Source organism: Mesorhizobium sp. M7A.F.Ca.MR.245.00.0.0 (assembly GCF_003997415.1).
Classification (GTDB): Bacteria; Pseudomonadota; Alphaproteobacteria; order Rhizobiales; family Rhizobiaceae; genus Mesorhizobium.
The window spans coordinates 45,759-61,827 of the sequence record NZ_RZTE01000019.1; the positions used below are offsets into that span (position 1 = coordinate 45,759).

A 16,069-nucleotide genomic window follows, 5' to 3' on the forward strand; every position below is an offset into this window, starting at 1 on the left:
TCAGGCCTCCCTAAATTCGGTCCGCGCCAAGCCGTTGTCGAGATTGATCGTGGTGCGCAGGCGCATGCGTTCCGGCGTCGGCGTCATGATCAGCACCGCGTCAATCTCGATCTTCAAACCCACGCTCTTGTCGCCAAGCGTCACGGTGACCTTCGTCGTACTTTCCTTGAGGCGTGGCTCGAAGGTAGCAAGCACCGAGCGGATCTCGCGGGCGAGCGCCTCGCGATCAAAATCGCGGGAGGAACGGCCCGAAAAGGAGGGCACGCCGTAGTTGATCACGCTTCGGCGCACCTCCGGGAAATCAGCGAGCGACGGCGGGTTGTCCGCTGCCTGCTCGCTTTCGACATCGGAAAGAAGCGGAACAGCCTCGAAACGCTCGGTGTTGAACAGGGCCTCGATATCGCGCCGCACGGCCTCCCGGAGCACGCGGGCGGACACGACCACGCCGCGGCTTTCCATCTCCACGCGATGCTGGATCTGAAAGGCCAGGCGGTGCAGGCGCCGCTTCTGATCGGCCGTCAGCTCCGCATCGGCATCGATGAGCCGCGCGCTGCCCGCAACCAGACCCTCCAGCCGGTCCGCGCCGAGTTCGTCCTGCAAGGCCTGGCGCAGCCCGTCTATCTCGGAGGTCATGCCCGGCAGGTCGTTTACGAGGCGGTCCCAGAGAGAGGGCTGGACCGCTTCGCGTTTTGCTCGCGAACCAGCGGTAACCTGCAGCTTGTCCGCGTCGGGCCGCCGGCCCTCACTTGCCGACATAGACATCCATTTCGATTTCGTCATTGCCGTCATAGACGAACTTGATCTTCTTGTAGGCGAAGCTGACCTCTTCCTCGATCAGGTCTTCCTCATCCTCCGCCTGCGACAGGTCGTATTCCATGATCGAGGCGTCGGTGAGGGTGACGACCAGGTAATCATTCGTCTCGCCATCGATGGTCCGGCGAGCCGAGAACACCACTTCGTCCAGCGCCTTGTTTTCGAACAGTGCCTTCTTCAGATAGGGCGAGGACTTGTCGTAGTGCTTGGTGAACTTGATCATTCCCAAGGAGACACGGCCGCGGCGCGAGAGCGAATTCGGATCGTATGGCGCGACTATCTTGTAATCGACCCCATGGATCTCGATTTCGTCCTCGTGGCCATCACGAACGCTTGGGCCTTTGATATCCGGAACTTTTAGAAAGCCATCAATCTTCGTACCTGTGGGCATTGTCTTTCTCCACCGCTTTTAAAAAACCAAGATGGTGTTGCTGCAATTCAAGTCTTCACGGACGGTAGTTCCGAGACCAGTCGGAGCGAGGCATTGATGCCCTCGAGCTGGTAATGCGGACGCAAATAGAAGCGGGCGTTGTAATAGCCCGGCCGCCCCTCAACGCTGTCCACCTGAACCTCGGCCGCGGCAAGCGGGCGCTTGGCGCGCGCCTTGTCGTCGGCGAAGGCCGGGTTGGCCAGCACATATCGGTTGATCCATTCGGTCAGCCAGATCTGCATGTCGGAGCGCTCTTTGAACGAGCCGACCTTGTCGCGCGCAATGGCCTTGAGGTAATGCGCAAAGCGCGAGACCGGGAAGAGATAGGGCAGGTTGGCGCTCAGCCGCTCATTGGACTGCGCGTCGGGGTCGACCAGCCGCCCCGCCCGCGTCTCGTCGTCCTGCAGTGAGTGTGCGCCGATGAAGGCCGCGAGATCGGTGTTCTTTCGATGCAGGATCGGCATCAGGCCTAGCTTGGCCAGTTCCGCTTCGCGCCGGTCGTCGATGGCGACTTCGGTCGGACATTTCATCGCGATCGACCCGTCATCGGTCGGGAAGCTGTGCACCGGCAGGTTGAGCACCGTGCCGCCATTCTCGACGCCGCGGATCTGCGTGCCCCAGCCATAGAGCTTGTGGCTGCGGTTTATGTTCACGCCCATAGGGAAGGCGGCGTTCATCCAGACATATTTGTTGTGATCGCCCTGCACCTCTTCCTCGAAGGTGAAGCCCTTTACCGGAACGGTATCCGTGCCGTATGGCAGCCGCGCCAGAACACGCGGCATGGTCAGGCCGATATAGCGAGCGTCCTCGCTCTCGCGCAGCGACTGCCACGAGGCATAGGCCGGGTTGGAGACGATCTGCTGGAGATCTTGCGGGTTCGGCAATTCCTGCCAGCTGTCCATGCGGAACAGGCGCGGCGAGGCGGCTGCGATAAACGGCGTGTGTGCTGAAGCACAGATGCCGGAGATGTTACGCAACAAACCGACGTCGCGCGGGTGGTTCGAGAATTCGTAGGCGCCAATCACACAGCCGATCGGCTCGCCGCCAAGCATCGAATACTCGTCCGTATAGACTTTCTTGAAGATCGGGCTCTGATCCCACATCTGGCCTTCGTAGTCTTCGAGCGTGTCGGCCAGTTGCTCCTTGGAGATGTTCATCACCCGGATCTTCAGCTTCTGATCCGTCTCGGTGTTGTTGATGAGATACCAGAGGCCGCGCCATGTGCCTTCCATCTCACGCACTTCGGGCGCGTGCAGGATCTCGTTGACCTGTGTCGTCAGCATCTTGTCGATGCCCGCAATCAGCGACTTGATCGACTTGATCGCATTGGAGGAGATGGTGGTGGTATCGGAACGGGACTGCGCCGCGAGTGCGAGATTGCGCACGAGTTGCTGCAGTTTCTCGCTGTCGTCCTTCTTGACCTTGAAATCCTTCTCGAGGAGCCCGCTGAATTCTCCAAGATCTATGGCTTCCGCCTCGGCGGCGACGGCGGCGGTCTTTTGCTGTTCGGCCATGATTTACTCCCCAACCTTGTCGTCGTCGGCCAGCGCCTGGCTGGCGATCTTGCCAAGAAGTGGTTCGTTGTTCAGAAGTTGCGCGATGCGTTTTTCGGCGTCGACGCGGCCATCCATGAAGCCAAGCAGCTCCTCGAGCTGGCGCCGCATCTTGAGGATCTCGGCCAGTTGCGGAACTTGCTCGGCAATCTTGTCCGGGGCGAAATCGCCCATTCTGGAAAATGTAAGGTCGAGCGCCAGTTCCTCGTCCCGCTCGGCGCCCTCAGCCTGAGGCAGCGTATTCTTCACGCGGGCTTTCACTCGTGGTCCGAGCGCCTCCATGAATTTGGGGAAGCGGTTCGCGTCGGTCTCGACAAAGGAACGGTCCAGCACCGACTTTGACGCTTCCTTGGTCTGCGAAGCACCGGAAAGGTCGGCCATCACGCCCATGACAAACGGCAATTCGATCGTCGTCGGGCTACCGTAGGTTTCCACGTCGTAGGCGATCTGCACCCGCGGTGCGCGATTTCGTTCGATGACCTTCGCTTTGCTTTCGGCTGGCATGTGCTGTTACCTTTCATCCTTCTGAGCCGTCTTCTTGACATCGGGAACGCCGGCAAGGAGCCGGAATTCCTTCAGCCCCGACGGCGCGAGATCTTCCATCAGTTCAACGAAATCCATGTGCACCATCCGGCGCACGCGCCGCGCTAGGTGCGGAATCGGGCTCGACGGTTCAGTGCGGTCATAAAAGGCGACGACGAGGTCGAGGCATTTCACCACGTCGTCGCGCGAGGAAATCCGGTCGGGAAGCCCCGTGCTCGAGTCCGCGTAGCTTGCCGCCCTTGCCATAGTATCGGCTCCGTGACCGTTTCGAGCAGGCGTTGCCGGTTCTGCCGGCGTGGGCGGCTCGGCCGCGCCATTCGCCAAGGCGCCGGCTGCCGAATTCCGTTCGAGGGTCGTCAGCAGACGCTGCAGAAACCGCTTCAATTCCGGAACAGGAGCGCCGCCGCCCTCGAGACGGGCGTTGAGAGCGGTCTCGACCGCATCAAGGGCTGCGATCGCTGCCCGGGCGTTGGCGACGAGCAAGACCATTTCTGCGTTGGCTTGATCCATCTGTGCCGCACATCCAGCACGCACCCGGTTCAACAATTGTCCGTGCGCACTGACCAGTGCGGCCTTTTCTGCCACGTTCAATCCCGAGGCGGCTTCCTGGAGCATGACACGGTCGTCGAGCGCACACCTTTCCAGATCCTTGCCCTGGATCGGGCCGATCGCACGTGGCGCAAAGAACGTCATTTGCCGCAGGTTCGCCAACAACCCCTCCTGACCATTCTGGAGGTCGAGCAGCGCGTTGATACGGCGCAAGGCGGCATCGCGTGGCAAAGCGTTGGGCCGCAGTGCCGGATGCATTGTTTCCCAATGCTGGTCGAAGGTCTGCGCAATAAGGGCCAGCCCCTGCGCGAGCCCGGCCAGTCCTTCTTCATTGGCCAGCGCGCGCGTGACGACGACGAGCAGGCGCAGGTCCCGGCCATGCGCACGCAATTCCTCCGCCTTGGCGAGCACCGCGGGCCAGTCGACCGGAATGGTGCTTTGCGAGGCGGGTTTGTTCTGGCCGTCGTGGACGACCTTGATCTCGGGTTCCGTCAGGCGCTCCAGCTCATGAAAAGCCGGGTCGTTGCGCAAATCCTCCCCTGACGGATTTTCACCGTCGAGCGGAGCAAGCCAGAGTGCGACATCAATCACACCAACCCCCAGCGATCGGCCCTCAAACCGTACGTGACCCTACGGTATCACACGGTTGCACTTTACCACAATTCAAGCACTGCTCAAAAAATTAACGAAAGCTGACCAAGCCGCGTCTTGGGTTGCTGGAACCCTTGGCCAGATTGCTGACCCTTATGTGAAATTACACCGAGGCGGACAATTGCGTGGTTGTTTGCATCTGATGGTGCGGCACTCTCCACAAGCGGAAGGGGCGCTGTTCATCACGCTTTGTCAAGTGACGGCTTATGTGGCAGGTTATCGACTGGCAGATTGCAGGAGCACGTTCGATGGAACAGCGCCGGTCATCGCAGACCTTCAAACGCAAGGAACTGGTCGGCAAGCTCAATCCTGTCGGTGTGCGCGCCTTCAAGGCTGCGGCCGACACCGCCAAACTGCGCGGCAATCCTTACGTCGAGCTCGTCCACTTCATCGAGCAACTGGTACTTTCCGACCGTTCGGATGTGCAAATGATAATCGCCGATGCGGGCCTTGATGCGAGCCGGCTCACCGCCGATATGACCCGCGCCGTCGACAAGCTGCCTTACGGCGCAACGTCGATCGAGGAATTTTCGGACCATATCTTCCATGCCATTCAGGAAGCCTGGAACCTGGCCACGCTGGAGTTCAGCGTCGAGGAAGTCCGCAGCGCCCACATTCTCCTTGCCTGCCTGAAGACGCCGGTCCTGGAAGGCCTGCTGTCGAAGATCAGCGGCGAGTTTGACAAGATCGACGCCGCCGCGGTCATCGCACGGTTTGCCGAGGTCATGGAGGGCTCGCTCGAAGCCGGCGCCTCGACCACGGTCTCCACCGCAGAGGCGCCGCGGCGGCCTCCGGGTGGGGATTCGGCGCTGGCGAAATACGCCACCGACCTGACCCAGCGCGCCCGCGACGGCAAGATAGATCCGGTTGTCGGCCGCGATCCAGAGATCAGGCAGATCGTCGATATCCTGATGCGACGCCGGCAAAACAACCCGATCCTGACCGGTGAGGCCGGGGTCGGCAAGACCGCGGTCGTCGAGGGCTTTGCCTTGCGTATCGCTGCGGACGACGTGCCGCCGACACTGCGAGGGGTCAGTGTGCGCATGCTCGATGTCGGATTGATGCAGGCGGGTGCAAGCGTAAAGGGGGAGTTCGAAAAGCGGCTGAAGGCAGTCATCGATGAGGTGCAGTCTTCCGAAACGCCGGTCATCCTGTTCATCGATGAGGCTCACACCTTGATTGGCGCTGGCGGCGCGGCTGGAACAGGCGACGCGGCCAATCTGCTGAAGCCGGCGCTGGCGCGCGGCGAACTGCGCACGATCGCGGCAACGACCTGGGCCGAGTACAAGCAGCACATCGAGAAGGATCCGGCGCTGACCCGCCGTTTCCAGGTAGTCAAGATCGACGAGCCGTCCGAGGCGGTGGCCGTTCTCATGTTGCGCGGTATCGCCGGCGTTCTTGAACAGCACCACAAGGTGCAGATATTGGATGAGGCGATCGAGGCGGCGGTTGGTCTCTCGCATCGCTATATCCCGGCGCGGCAACTGCCTGACAAGGCGGTGAGCCTTCTCGACACCGCTTGCGCCCGTGTCGCCATATCGCAGCACGCCACGCCGGCGGAGGTCGAGGACATCATGCGCCGACGCCAGGCGCTGGAGGTCGAGCGCGGCATCATCGGTCGCGAGGCCGCGATCGGCATCGAGGTGAGCGACCGGCAGGCACGGGTCGACACCGGGTTAGCCGAAACCGAAGTCATGCTCGCCGCCGCACAGGAGCGTTGGGACGGGGAAAAGGCACTCGTTGCCGAAATACTCGAACTGCGCGCCAGGCTGCGCGGCGAAGGTGTGCCGCTCGATGCAGTGGAGACACCGGAGACCAATAGCGAAACAGCAGGCACGGACTCGGTTGAGACTCCGCTGCCCAAGGTCGAAACGCCCAAGACCAAAACGGCCAAAATCAATGTGGAGGCACCGGCGGCTGCCAATGCCCCTCCACCCGATCCGGCCGCCGATCTCACCCGGTTGCGCGAACTGATGGTCGAACTGGCCGAGGCGCAAGGCGAGACGCCGCTGATCCTGCCGTCGGTCGACCGCAACGCCGTGGCGGCGGTCGTTCAGGACTGGACCGGCATCCCGACGGGGCGGATGCTGTCGAGCCAGACCGAAAAAGCGCTGCGGCTGGCCAGCACTCTGTCCGAACGCGTGGTCGGCCAGGATCACGCCATGGAGATGATTGCCAAGCGTGTGCAGACCAGCCGCGCCGGGCTCGGCGCGCCGGAGAAGCCGGTGGGCGTGTTCCTGCTCTGCGGCCCCTCGGGCGTTGGCAAGACCGAAACCGCATTGGCCTTGGCCGAGACGCTCTACGGCGGCGAGCAGAACCTGATCTCGATCAACATGTCCGAGTTCCAGGAGGCGCACACGGTCTCTACCTTGAAGGGGGCGCCGCCCGGATATGTCGGCTACGGCAAGGGCGGCATCCTGACCGAGGCGGTCCGCCGCAAACCCTATTCGGTGATCCTGCTCGACGAGGTCGAGAAGGCGCATCCTGACGTGCACGAAATCTTCTTCCAGGTCTTCGACAAGGGGATGATGGACGACAGCGAGGGCCGGCGCATCGATTTCAAGAACACGCTGATCCTGCTCACCTCGAATGTCGGCTCCGAAGTCATCATGGATCGGACCAGGAATGGCACGCTGCGGGCAGGGCTCGACGATCTGGACACCGCGCTGCGCAGCCCGTTGCTGAAGGTCTTCCCTGCGGCCTTTCTTGGCCGGGTGGTGACCATTCCTTACTATCCGCTCTCGGATTCGATGATCGAAGCGATCACCCGTCACCAGTTTGCCAAGATCGCTCGCCGGCTGCGTGCGACCAACGACGCAGAATTGGTGATCGGCGATGGCGTCATGGACCTGGTCAAGGCCCGCTGCACCGAGATCGAATCCGGCGGGCGGATGATCGATGCCATCCTGACAAACACGCTGCTGCCGGAATTGAGCCGCGGCGTGCTGAACCGCTCGCTCGAGGGCGAAAGGATGACAAGGGTAACCGTCGGCGCCTCCAAGGAGGGCTTCACCTATTCCTTCGAGTAAGGAAAGTTGATGACGGTTTGCTTCGGCTTCTTCGTGCATAGGCAAGCTGAGCCGACTAGCCTGGGAGCGGCCGGTGGCGGTGAATTCGTATGACGCTATCGGTTAGAGAATGACGGTATTCTTTAACCTGCCACGACACCGGATCTGCGAGTGGCTTTAGTCAAACGCGCTGCGACCGCTGTGGGCGAAGCATCCAAGGGTCGCGGAGAAGGTGCTACAGATTGTGATACCTATTGTGATACAAATCGGACGTCGGAGCAGAAAAAACGTAATAAAAACAATATGTTGATCCGGGGATAGATCCCAGCCAACGGTACCATCGGATTTTTCCTGTAAGTAATTGATTGGTTGGACGATTTTGCGGAATTGCTCTGGCCCTTGAGCCATTTTGGCGGTTTTGTGATACCTATTGCATTCTGGCCTTCGCGCTCAAGGTTCAGACTAGTTGGGCCGGCCTGCCGGCGGTTTCAGGACTCATTGGCCAGGGCTCTTCCAGACCCGCGATCTGTCGCCGTTCTTGTCTGCAAGCACTAGCTGACGATCAATCTCCTCGCGTGGTATCGACATTTCACGGCGGCCAGATATCGCTGCCCAGATCTCGCTGCCAGCGTGGACCGGACGCCGCCGCGGAATACCAGGAAGGATAATGCTCTTTGACAATCTTCCCCTTCACGGAAGCCACCCCGATCCAGTTCCAGCAGCCCCAGCCGAAGACCTCGGACGTGGTGATCATCGGCGGCGGGGTCATTGGCGTGAGCACGGCACTGTTCCTGGCGCGACGGAACGTCTCGGTGACGCTGCTGGAAAAGGGCCGCATCGCCGCCGAGCAATCCTCGCGCAATTGGGGCTGGATCCGACAGCAGGGCCGCGATGCCGACGAACTGCCGATCGTCATCGAAGCGCAGCGCCTCTGGCGGCAACTGGCGCAGGAATGTGGCGAGGACATAGGACTGAAGCAGACGGGCGTTACCTATCTTGCGCGGACAGACAAGGAGATGGCCGGTTTCGCGAAGTTTCTCGAGGTTGCCCAGGCTCATGGCGTCGACACGCGTCTCCTCGACCAAGGTGAGTTGGCAAGCCTGATCCCTGCCATGTCGCGACCGTTCAAAGGGGCAATGATCACCCCATCGGACATGCGGGCGGAACCTTGGGTCGCGGTGCCCGCGCTTGCTCGCCTGGCGGCCCGCGAAGGTGTGACGATCATCGAGAATTGCGCGGCACGTATGCTCGACATCTCCGCGGGACGCATCAGTGGCGTCTGGACCGAGAAAGGGCACATCGCGACCTCGAGCGTCGTCGTCGCCAGCGGCGCGTGGACGTCGCTCTTTCTGCGCGCCCACGGCATCTCGATTCCGCAGCTCAGCGTCAGGGCGACCGTCGCCGCGACAGCACCGATGCCGGAAATCCACACCGGTGCCGCCGCGGATGAATGCATCGCTTTCCGGCGCAGGCAGGATGGCGGGTATACGCTCGCATCGGGAGGCAGTAGCCAACTCTACATAGGGCCGGACGCATTTCGCCATGCGGGCAAATATTTCAGCGCCCTGATGGCCAATCCCTTCGGCACGCGCTACCTGCCGGCCGCGCCGCGAGGATACCCGGATGGCTGGTCGACGCCGCGCAGATGGAACGCGGATGAAGAAAGCCCTTTCGAACGGATGCGGGTCCTCAATCCCGCTCCCGAGACGTCGGCGCTTCGCGCCATCGACCGCGGGTTCAGGGAGCTTTTCCCTCAGTTCACGACTGTGCCGATCAAGGCGAGCTGGGCGGGCATGATCGATGCGATGCCTGATGTCGTGCCCATCGTCGATCGCGCCGCTGCGATCCCAGGTCTCGTCATAGCGACCGGGATGAGTGGCCACGGCTTCGGCATCGGACCCGGCATTGGCCGTGTGCTGTCCGACCTCGTCCAAGGCAACGAGACCGGGCACAATCTCTACAGGTTCCGTCAATCCCGTTTCAGCGACGGCAGTCCGATCCGATTGGGGCCATCGCTGTAAGCGTTCCTGCCGCCCGCCAGCCCATCCGCTCTGGCCTTGAACAACCGGACGAAGGGTTCAGGTGCCGCATGCCCCGGCGTAGGCCTCGATGCTCCGCCGGACGTGACCGATCGCGATCTCCTCGACGTCGCAGGCGCGGTCAGCCCATGTGACTGCAGAAGGCAGGTGCTGGAGAAACAGCGTCACCGGCACCTTGCGGCCGTTCAAGGTATCGAAGAGACGGTTGCAGGCGGCACGGGCTTGCGGGATCGCCCAATAATATCGGATGCGATCGGAATAGGAGTAGTGGCGCAGCGTCCGCTTGTCGGCATCGCTTCCATGATAGTGGCTTGCCCAATTCTTGGGGGTGCCTTGCATCAGCTCTTCCATTGCGTGGTAAAGCGGCCGCTCGCCATAGCCAGGCACCAGGTCGGAAGCGATCAGGTCGAGCGCGTACAGCGCCTCGCGCAGCTTGAAGGTCAGCTCGGGTCCGACCTTGAGGACGGCGAAGCCGTCCTCGACGAGTTCACGCAACGGCCTCTCACCTTGATAGTCCGTCGAATGGGCTTCGAAAATGAGCGACGGCAATCTGTCGAGGGTTGCCGCCAGGTCGCGGGCCTTTGGCCGATCGTAGAAAATCACATTCTGGTTGCCGAACTCCACGCCCGGCTGCACCACAAGCCCGATGACGCGGGAAAATGCGCTTTCAAGCCCGGCGGTGTGGAATGCCTGGGCATGAATGGCATGTGTCTGGCGAGCGGCCTCCGGACTGGTCGGGGTGATCGCATCCAATGTGTGATTGGCGCCGCCGGGCGGCGGCACTTCCGTGCCGATGATGTAAACCGGGCTTGCCCCGCCGCTCTGCGCTGCCGCCTGCTCCGCGACGCCTGCCAGCCTGGCCGCGCGCCCGGCCACCGTGTGGTCGTCTAGCGCCGCCGGTTCACCCGCGCAGCCCATCGAGGCATCGAGGTGGATCTTGCGGAAGCCGGCGCGGACATAGGCATCGATCATCGTCCCAGCCTGCGCCATCGCCTCCTCGGCGGGCCGGTCTCTCCAGGGATTGGGGCCGAGATGATCCCCGCCAAGCACGATCAGCTCTTGCGGGCACTGCTCGGCTGCCGCGAGCGCTTCCACCATCGCCGCGAAATCGGCCGGCGTCATGCCCGTATAACCACCCAGATGATTGACCTGATTACACGTCGCCTCGATCAGGACGGTGGTGCCGGTTTCCCGCCCGTGGCGCAGTGCGGCTTTCAGCACCAGCGGGTGCGCCGAACACACCGAGGTCACTCCGATTTTCTTGCCTTCCCTGTGCAGGGCCGGCACATCTTCGATCCCCACACGCATCAGCTTCTTCTCGCCGTTCTTGCCATGAAATCTTCCAGTTCGGCGCGTGTGCCGGCTCCCTCCATGGGGCCGAGGCGTGTGACGTTGCGCGCCCCCGCCGCGTTGGCGAATTCGAGCGAAGTCCGCAGCGGCATGCCCAACCGCCGGCATGCGACATAGGCTCCGCCGAAACAGTCGCCGGCGCCGGTGGGGTCCGTTTCCTCGACGATCAGGCCGGGGCAATCGGCGCGGGCTCCGGTGCTTTGACGGGCTGACGCGCCATGTTCGCCGCGCTTCACGGCGATCTCCTTGACCCCTCGTCTGAACAGCGCCTCGATCGCGCGTTCCTCCCCGTCCGTGCCGGCGGCCAGGAACAATTCATTGCCCGACGGCAGCAGCAGGTCCGCTTCGTCCACCAGACCGGCGAATTTCTCCTCGGTCTGGCCGTGCGCCAGCAATTCCTTGCGCAGGTTCGGATCGAGCGACATCGTGCCGCCGCGTGCCTTGATCAGCGGGATCGCGCGTTCGGTGATCGCCCAGGCTGCGGGACTTGCGAACACCGTTCCCATGACATGGATATGCCCGCAACGCGCGATCAGCGCCTCGACCTGCGGGCTCCATTCCAGTCGGGCGGCGGCGGATCTGGCGATGTTGTAGACGAAATCGCGGCTTCCGTCCGTGCGGTAGCGAACAAAGGCGCTGCCCGTCGGATAATCCGGGGAAACAGCGATGGCTGAAGTGTCTACGCCGTCCCGCTTCAGGCGCTCCATGTTGACGACGCCGAAATCGTCGTCGCCGACCACGCCCACCATTGCGGCCGCTCCGCCCATACGTGCGCATTGATCGATGAAGATGGCGGGCGCGCCGCTCGGAAAGGGACCAATGAGGTCGATAGGTTCCCGGAAGCCGGTGCCCGTCTGCCTCGCGACGATCTCTACCAGGATTTCTCCAATCGTCACGGTTGGCCCGAGCGAGTCCGCTGCAAGTGTTTGGGGGAGGTCGTTCATCAAGCGTCCAATCCTGGGTGTGGTGTCGTTCGCGGTTTCACGACGCCGAGGCGCAAGAGGATTCCTATCGGATCGATGTGAATCGATCAGCTGCCATCACGCTACAAACCTGCATGCATGGTCAAGCGCACACTTGGAACGACGCGCAAACCCTCAGCCGGGAAACAGGTCCAGGATCGACGACAGGCGGTTGGTGCTGAGATCGACGTCGCCGAGCAGGCCGCCGCTGCGGAGATAGCCGACCACGAACAGACCGGCGGCTCGTGCTGCCTTAGTGCCGGTGCGGCTGTCTTCCACGGCCACCACCGACCCTGGAGCTACGGCGAGCTGCCGGCAGGCCTCGCGATAGGGCGTGGGGTCGGGCTTGCCGGCCGACACGTCGTCGAGGCTGATTGTGAGACTCATATGGTCGAGCACGCCGAGCGCATCGAGATTGGCATTGACGACTTGCCGGCCGGAATTCGAGACGCAGACCTGCGGGACGCCGCGGTCAGCCAGGGTCCGAATCGTCTCGACCGCCTCGGGGATCGGGACGGCGTTCGCCCGGTTCGCGACGTAGTGGGCATTGATAGCGGCGAGCCACTCCGCCTGGTCGAGCCCGACCGGGAGACGCGGACGCAGCATTGTCCAGACGTCGCCCATATGGATGCCGCGAAAGGCTTGGTCGGGCAGGTCGTCAAGATCGACGTTCCAGTTGCGGCAGCCGGCGAGGAGGGATTGATGATGCAACGGCTCGCTGTCGATCAGCGTTCCGTCGATGTCCCAGGCGACGGCGCGATACATCACGATGACGATCCCGCTCTGGTCGCGCCATGAGCCGACAGGCGCGCATAAAGATCGCGATAGCGGCGATAGCCGTCGCGGTAGATGTCAGCCTTGCGCAGGTCGGGATCGAGCCGGTCGGCGAAGCTGACGAAACCGGAAACGCCCGACCAGTCGTCGGTCAGGCCGACGCCGATCGCTGCCGTCCAGGCAGCGCCGATGCAAGAGCCGGGGTGCCCGGTCAGGCGCTGGACCGGCTTTTGCAGGACATCCGCGACAATCTGCATCCAGACCTTGCTGCTTGAGCCGCCGTCGGAGGCGAGATAGCGCTCGGTCCGGTGGCCCATGTCGTTGAGCACCTCGACATGATGCGCGATGGCAAAGGCATAGGCCTCGAGCAAAGCGCGCCAGACATGGCCGATATCGTGCGACAGCGTCAGCCCATAGATCACGCCACGGGCCGCTGGATCATGGATCGGCGTCTTCTCGCCGAGGAAATAGGGCAGGATGATGAGGCCATCGGCACCGGCGGGACGCTCTGCCGCCAGCGCATCGAGCCGCTGGTGTACCGAAATACCCTCGGCCTGTGCCGCAGCCATCTCGCCGCCGGCGAAATTGCGTACGAACCAGTTGAGGCCCGAGCCGCCGGTCGACATGCAGCCATTGGGCATGAACAGGCCCGGCACCAGATGGTAATCGAGATACATGCGGGGATCTGGCTTGATCTGATCGGTGGCGATCAGGATATCGACCGAGCCGCCGAATTTCAGGAGGACATCGCCTGTTTTGGCAACTCCGGCGCCGAGCGCGGAAGCGATCATGTCGGCCGCACCACCGACGACAGGTGTTCCCGCCATCAGGCCGGTCTCATCCGCGGTCTTCGCCGAGACGGAACCGAGGATCTCATGCGAGGCGATCTTTCGTGGCACGGCCGAGCGCGGTATGTGGGCGAGCGCCACCAGGTCGTCGTCGATCCGGTGCGTCGAAACATCGACGAAGCCGGCCTCCAGCGCCCAGTTCTGCTCAACCGCACGTTCGCCGGTGAGGCGCCAGTTGATATAGTCATAGGAGCCGAAAACGGTGGCGATGCGGCTGAACACCTCCGGCTCGTGACGCTCTATCCAGCGCAGCTTTGCGGTGACCAGCTGTTGGTTGATGCCGTTGCCGGCCTTGGCGATGAAAGCCGCCTCATCGCATTCGGTCCGCAGTTCGGCAACTTCGGCGCCACAGCGGCCGTCGCTCTGCTGGATGCTCGGTCGCAGCACCTCGCCCTGGTCGTCCAGAAGAACGACCGCCGGCAGCATGCCGGTGGTGCCGATCGCCACGATCTCTTCGGCCTTGATGCCGCTGGTCCTCAGCAACTCCTGCACGATGTCGCGGACATTGGTCCACCATTGCGCGGGATCTTCCTCGGCCCAGCCCGCATGCTCGGAATGCAGCGTGACGGGGCGCGAGGCGAGGCCCAGCACCTGATCGGGAAGCCGGATCAGAATGCCGATCGTCGAGGTGGTGCCTATATCGAGACCGAGAACGAACGCCATGTCGAATCCATTGAAATGCCGGGAAGGGCAGGCGGGCGAACCTGTCTGCCTCGTCGTGTCCCGCTGCTCGATACCAGTCGATCATTCCGGACGCCGGCCCGCAACGATCGATATGATCACCGCGAGCCGGCGCGATGGCCGGCATCGCCGTGGAAGCCGTTCTCAGCGCAAAGTGGCGACAACGTCCATGAAGCGTTTGACCCGATCGCCGTCGACGGCGTTCCAGGTATTGCCATCGATCTTGAAATGGGTCCCGATCACGACGCCGCTCGCCAGCGAAAGGACATCGCGGACATTGTCGATGTTCACGCCGGTGTTGGCGAAGACCGGCACGTCCTTGATCGTCTCGCAGACGCTGCGCAGGTGGGACTGGTCGGCCGGCTGGCCAGTGATCGGACCGGAAACGAGGATGGCGTCGGCCATCGACGAGAACACCGCGCTCTTGGCGCGCAATTCAATAGGACGCTGGTCGAGCGAGTGTGCGAACTCTGCATTGATGTTGAAGAGAAGCTTCATGTCGTCGCGGCCAAGATTGTGCCGCAGGCGCGAGGCGGCGGCGCAATCGGGCTCCCACAGGCCCATGTCGGAAGCAAACAGGCCGGTGAAGATCTCGCGCACGAAACGGGCTCCGGTGGCAGCCCCGATCGCGACGCTGGCAGTCGGGTCCCAGAGATAATTGACGCCAAACGGCACCGTCAGCTCGGGTTTCACCGCCTGGACGATCGCGGTCATGGCGGCAATGCCTTCGGGCGGCGCCTTGAAGACATAGGGGCGGTCGTTCTCGTTGCCGAACATGATGGCATCGACGCCGCCGCTCTGCAGCTTGCGGATGTCGGAGAGCACGCCATCGATCAGCTTGTCGAGGCCGCCATCGGCATCATAGAGGGGCGTTCCCGGCAGGGCACCGATATGTGCCATCGAGATGACAGCCTTCTTCTTGTCGCCGAAAAATTCAAATACCATCGAGTCGTCTCCTTGGGGATAAAGTGAAAATGTTGCGCCTCAGTCGCGCGTCAGCGGCGGCGCGATGCGCAGGTCGACCTTGGCCGCGGCGAGCGCCGCGGCGATCTTGGCCGGCGGCTCGGCATCGGTGATGAGGATGTCGACGTCCGACAGTGGCGCTATCCGCACCAGCGACATGCGCAGGAATTTGGCGGAATCGCAGAGCACGATCTTGGTGCCTGAGCGTCTGAGATAGGCGCGCTTCATATCGGTATCATCGAAGGAATAGTCGAAGAGGCCGTCCGCCGTGATGCCGGAGACGCCGATCACGGCGACATCGAACCACAGCGCCTCGAACTGGGCGATGGCCGCGGGTCCGCCGGTCGACATCTCGTCGGCTCGTACGCGGCCGCCGGCAACATAGACTTCGGGCACACCGCCGTTCAGCGCCGCCGCGATCCTGAGGCTGTTGGTGAACACCTTGGCGTGCGGAAGGTCCTTGAGGTGCTCGGCCATCAGATAGGTGGTGGTGCCGACATCCAATGCGATCGTGCGGTATCCCGAAACCAAGGCGGCCGCAGCGGCGGCAATCGCGGCCTTCGGGTCACGGCGCTGGCGCAAGCGCGAATCGAAACTCGGCTCCTCACTGTCCATGGCGACCAGCGGCGGGTTCTCGGCCTCGATCGCGCCGCCATGGATTCGCACCAGCCTGCCCTCGCGTTCCAGTTCGACGAGATCGCGGCGGATCGTCATGTCGGAAACGGCGAGTTCGGCCGCTGCCGCAGCGACGGTGAGCGACCCCGTGCGGCGCAGGAAAGCCAGGATGCGTGCCTGCCGATCGTGCGCGAGAAGGCGCTGACGGTCGGCATCACGCGGTGCGCCATGCGTGGACGATAGAGGAGAGGCGGTGTCGTCGGCCATCGATGTATCCGGTGGGTAAGCCG

At 62.8% G+C, this 16,069-nt stretch carries 13 protein-coding genes; 2 read left to right on the plus strand and 11 right to left on the minus strand.

Going from position 1 to position 16,069, the window contains the following annotated elements; genetic code table 11:
• From tssE to tssA, 5 genes are read right to left on the minus strand one after another with little or no spacing between them, the layout of a single operon-like run.
• On the minus strand, positions 1-756 hold the full coding sequence (gene tssE / locus EOB80_RS19720) for a type VI secretion system baseplate subunit TssE (RefSeq protein ID WP_127329109.1): 756 nt from the start codon (positions 754-756) through the stop codon (positions 1-3).
• The gene (gene tssD / locus EOB80_RS19725) at positions 743-1,204 is read right to left on the minus strand and encodes a type VI secretion system tube protein TssD (RefSeq protein ID WP_027035516.1); all 462 of its coding nucleotides are present in this window, start codon (positions 1,202-1,204) and stop codon (positions 743-745) included. The genes tssE and tssD overlap by 14 nt, the downstream gene beginning before the upstream one ends.
• A gap of 47 nt (positions 1,205-1,251) precedes the next feature.
• On the minus strand, positions 1,252-2,757 hold the full coding sequence (gene tssC / locus EOB80_RS19730; RefSeq protein ID WP_027035515.1) for a type VI secretion system contractile sheath large subunit: 1,506 nt from the start codon (positions 2,755-2,757) through the stop codon (positions 1,252-1,254).
• Between the two features lie 3 nt (positions 2,758-2,760).
• Entirely contained in the window at positions 2,761-3,300 is a 540-nt protein-coding gene (gene tssB / locus EOB80_RS19735; protein WP_027035514.1) for a type VI secretion system contractile sheath small subunit, read from the minus strand.
• Between the two features lie 6 nt (positions 3,301-3,306).
• Positions 3,307-4,479 carry a type VI secretion system protein TssA gene (tssA, locus tag EOB80_RS19740; protein ID WP_127329111.1) on the minus strand — a complete coding sequence of 391 codons (1,173 nt, stop codon included), beginning with the start codon at positions 4,477-4,479 and terminating at the stop codon, positions 3,307-3,309.
• A gap of 308 nt (positions 4,480-4,787) precedes the next feature.
• Here tssA and tssH point away from each other — a divergent pair, with 308 nt between their 5' ends.
• A complete protein-coding gene (tssH, locus tag EOB80_RS19745; RefSeq protein WP_127329113.1) occupies positions 4,788-7,568 on the plus strand; it encodes a type VI secretion system ATPase TssH in 2,781 nt (926 codons plus the stop codon).
• A gap of 653 nt (positions 7,569-8,221) precedes the next feature.
• Entirely contained in the window at positions 8,222-9,568 is a 1,347-nt protein-coding gene (locus tag EOB80_RS19750) for an FAD-binding oxidoreductase (RefSeq protein WP_127329115.1), read from the plus strand.
• A gap of 57 nt (positions 9,569-9,625) precedes the next feature.
• On the opposite strand, the gene EOB80_RS19755 is transcribed toward EOB80_RS19750, so the two are convergent.
• From EOB80_RS19755 to EOB80_RS19780, 6 genes are all read right to left on the minus strand, one after another.
• Positions 9,626-10,894, minus strand: a complete 1,269-nt coding sequence (locus tag EOB80_RS19755) for a D-tagatose-bisphosphate aldolase, class II, non-catalytic subunit (protein ID WP_127329117.1) — start codon at positions 10,892-10,894, stop codon at positions 9,626-9,628.
• Entirely contained in the window at positions 10,894-11,880 is a 987-nt protein-coding gene (locus tag EOB80_RS19760) for a sugar kinase (RefSeq protein WP_127329119.1), read from the minus strand. The genes EOB80_RS19755 and EOB80_RS19760 overlap by 1 nt, the downstream gene beginning before the upstream one ends.
• A 153-nt stretch (positions 11,881-12,033) precedes the next feature.
• The gene (locus EOB80_RS19765) at positions 12,034-12,663 is read right to left on the minus strand and encodes an HAD family phosphatase (protein ID WP_127318824.1); all 630 of its coding nucleotides are present in this window, start codon (positions 12,661-12,663) and stop codon (positions 12,034-12,036) included.
• Positions 12,663-14,183 carry an FGGY-family carbohydrate kinase gene (locus tag EOB80_RS19770; protein WP_127329121.1) on the minus strand — a complete coding sequence of 507 codons (1,521 nt, stop codon included), beginning with the start codon at positions 14,181-14,183 and terminating at the stop codon, positions 12,663-12,665. Before EOB80_RS19770 ends, EOB80_RS19765 begins: the two co-directional genes overlap by 1 nt.
• 162 nt (positions 14,184-14,345) lie before the next feature.
• Positions 14,346-15,146 carry a BtpA/SgcQ family protein gene (locus tag EOB80_RS19775; RefSeq protein ID WP_127329123.1) on the minus strand — a complete coding sequence of 267 codons (801 nt, stop codon included), beginning with the start codon at positions 15,144-15,146 and terminating at the stop codon, positions 14,346-14,348.
• A 39-nt stretch (positions 15,147-15,185) separates the two neighbouring features.
• The gene (locus EOB80_RS19780) at positions 15,186-16,046 is read right to left on the minus strand and encodes a DeoR/GlpR family DNA-binding transcription regulator (RefSeq protein ID WP_127329125.1); all 861 of its coding nucleotides are present in this window, start codon (positions 16,044-16,046) and stop codon (positions 15,186-15,188) included.
• Positions 16,047-16,069: the final 23 nt, after the last annotated feature.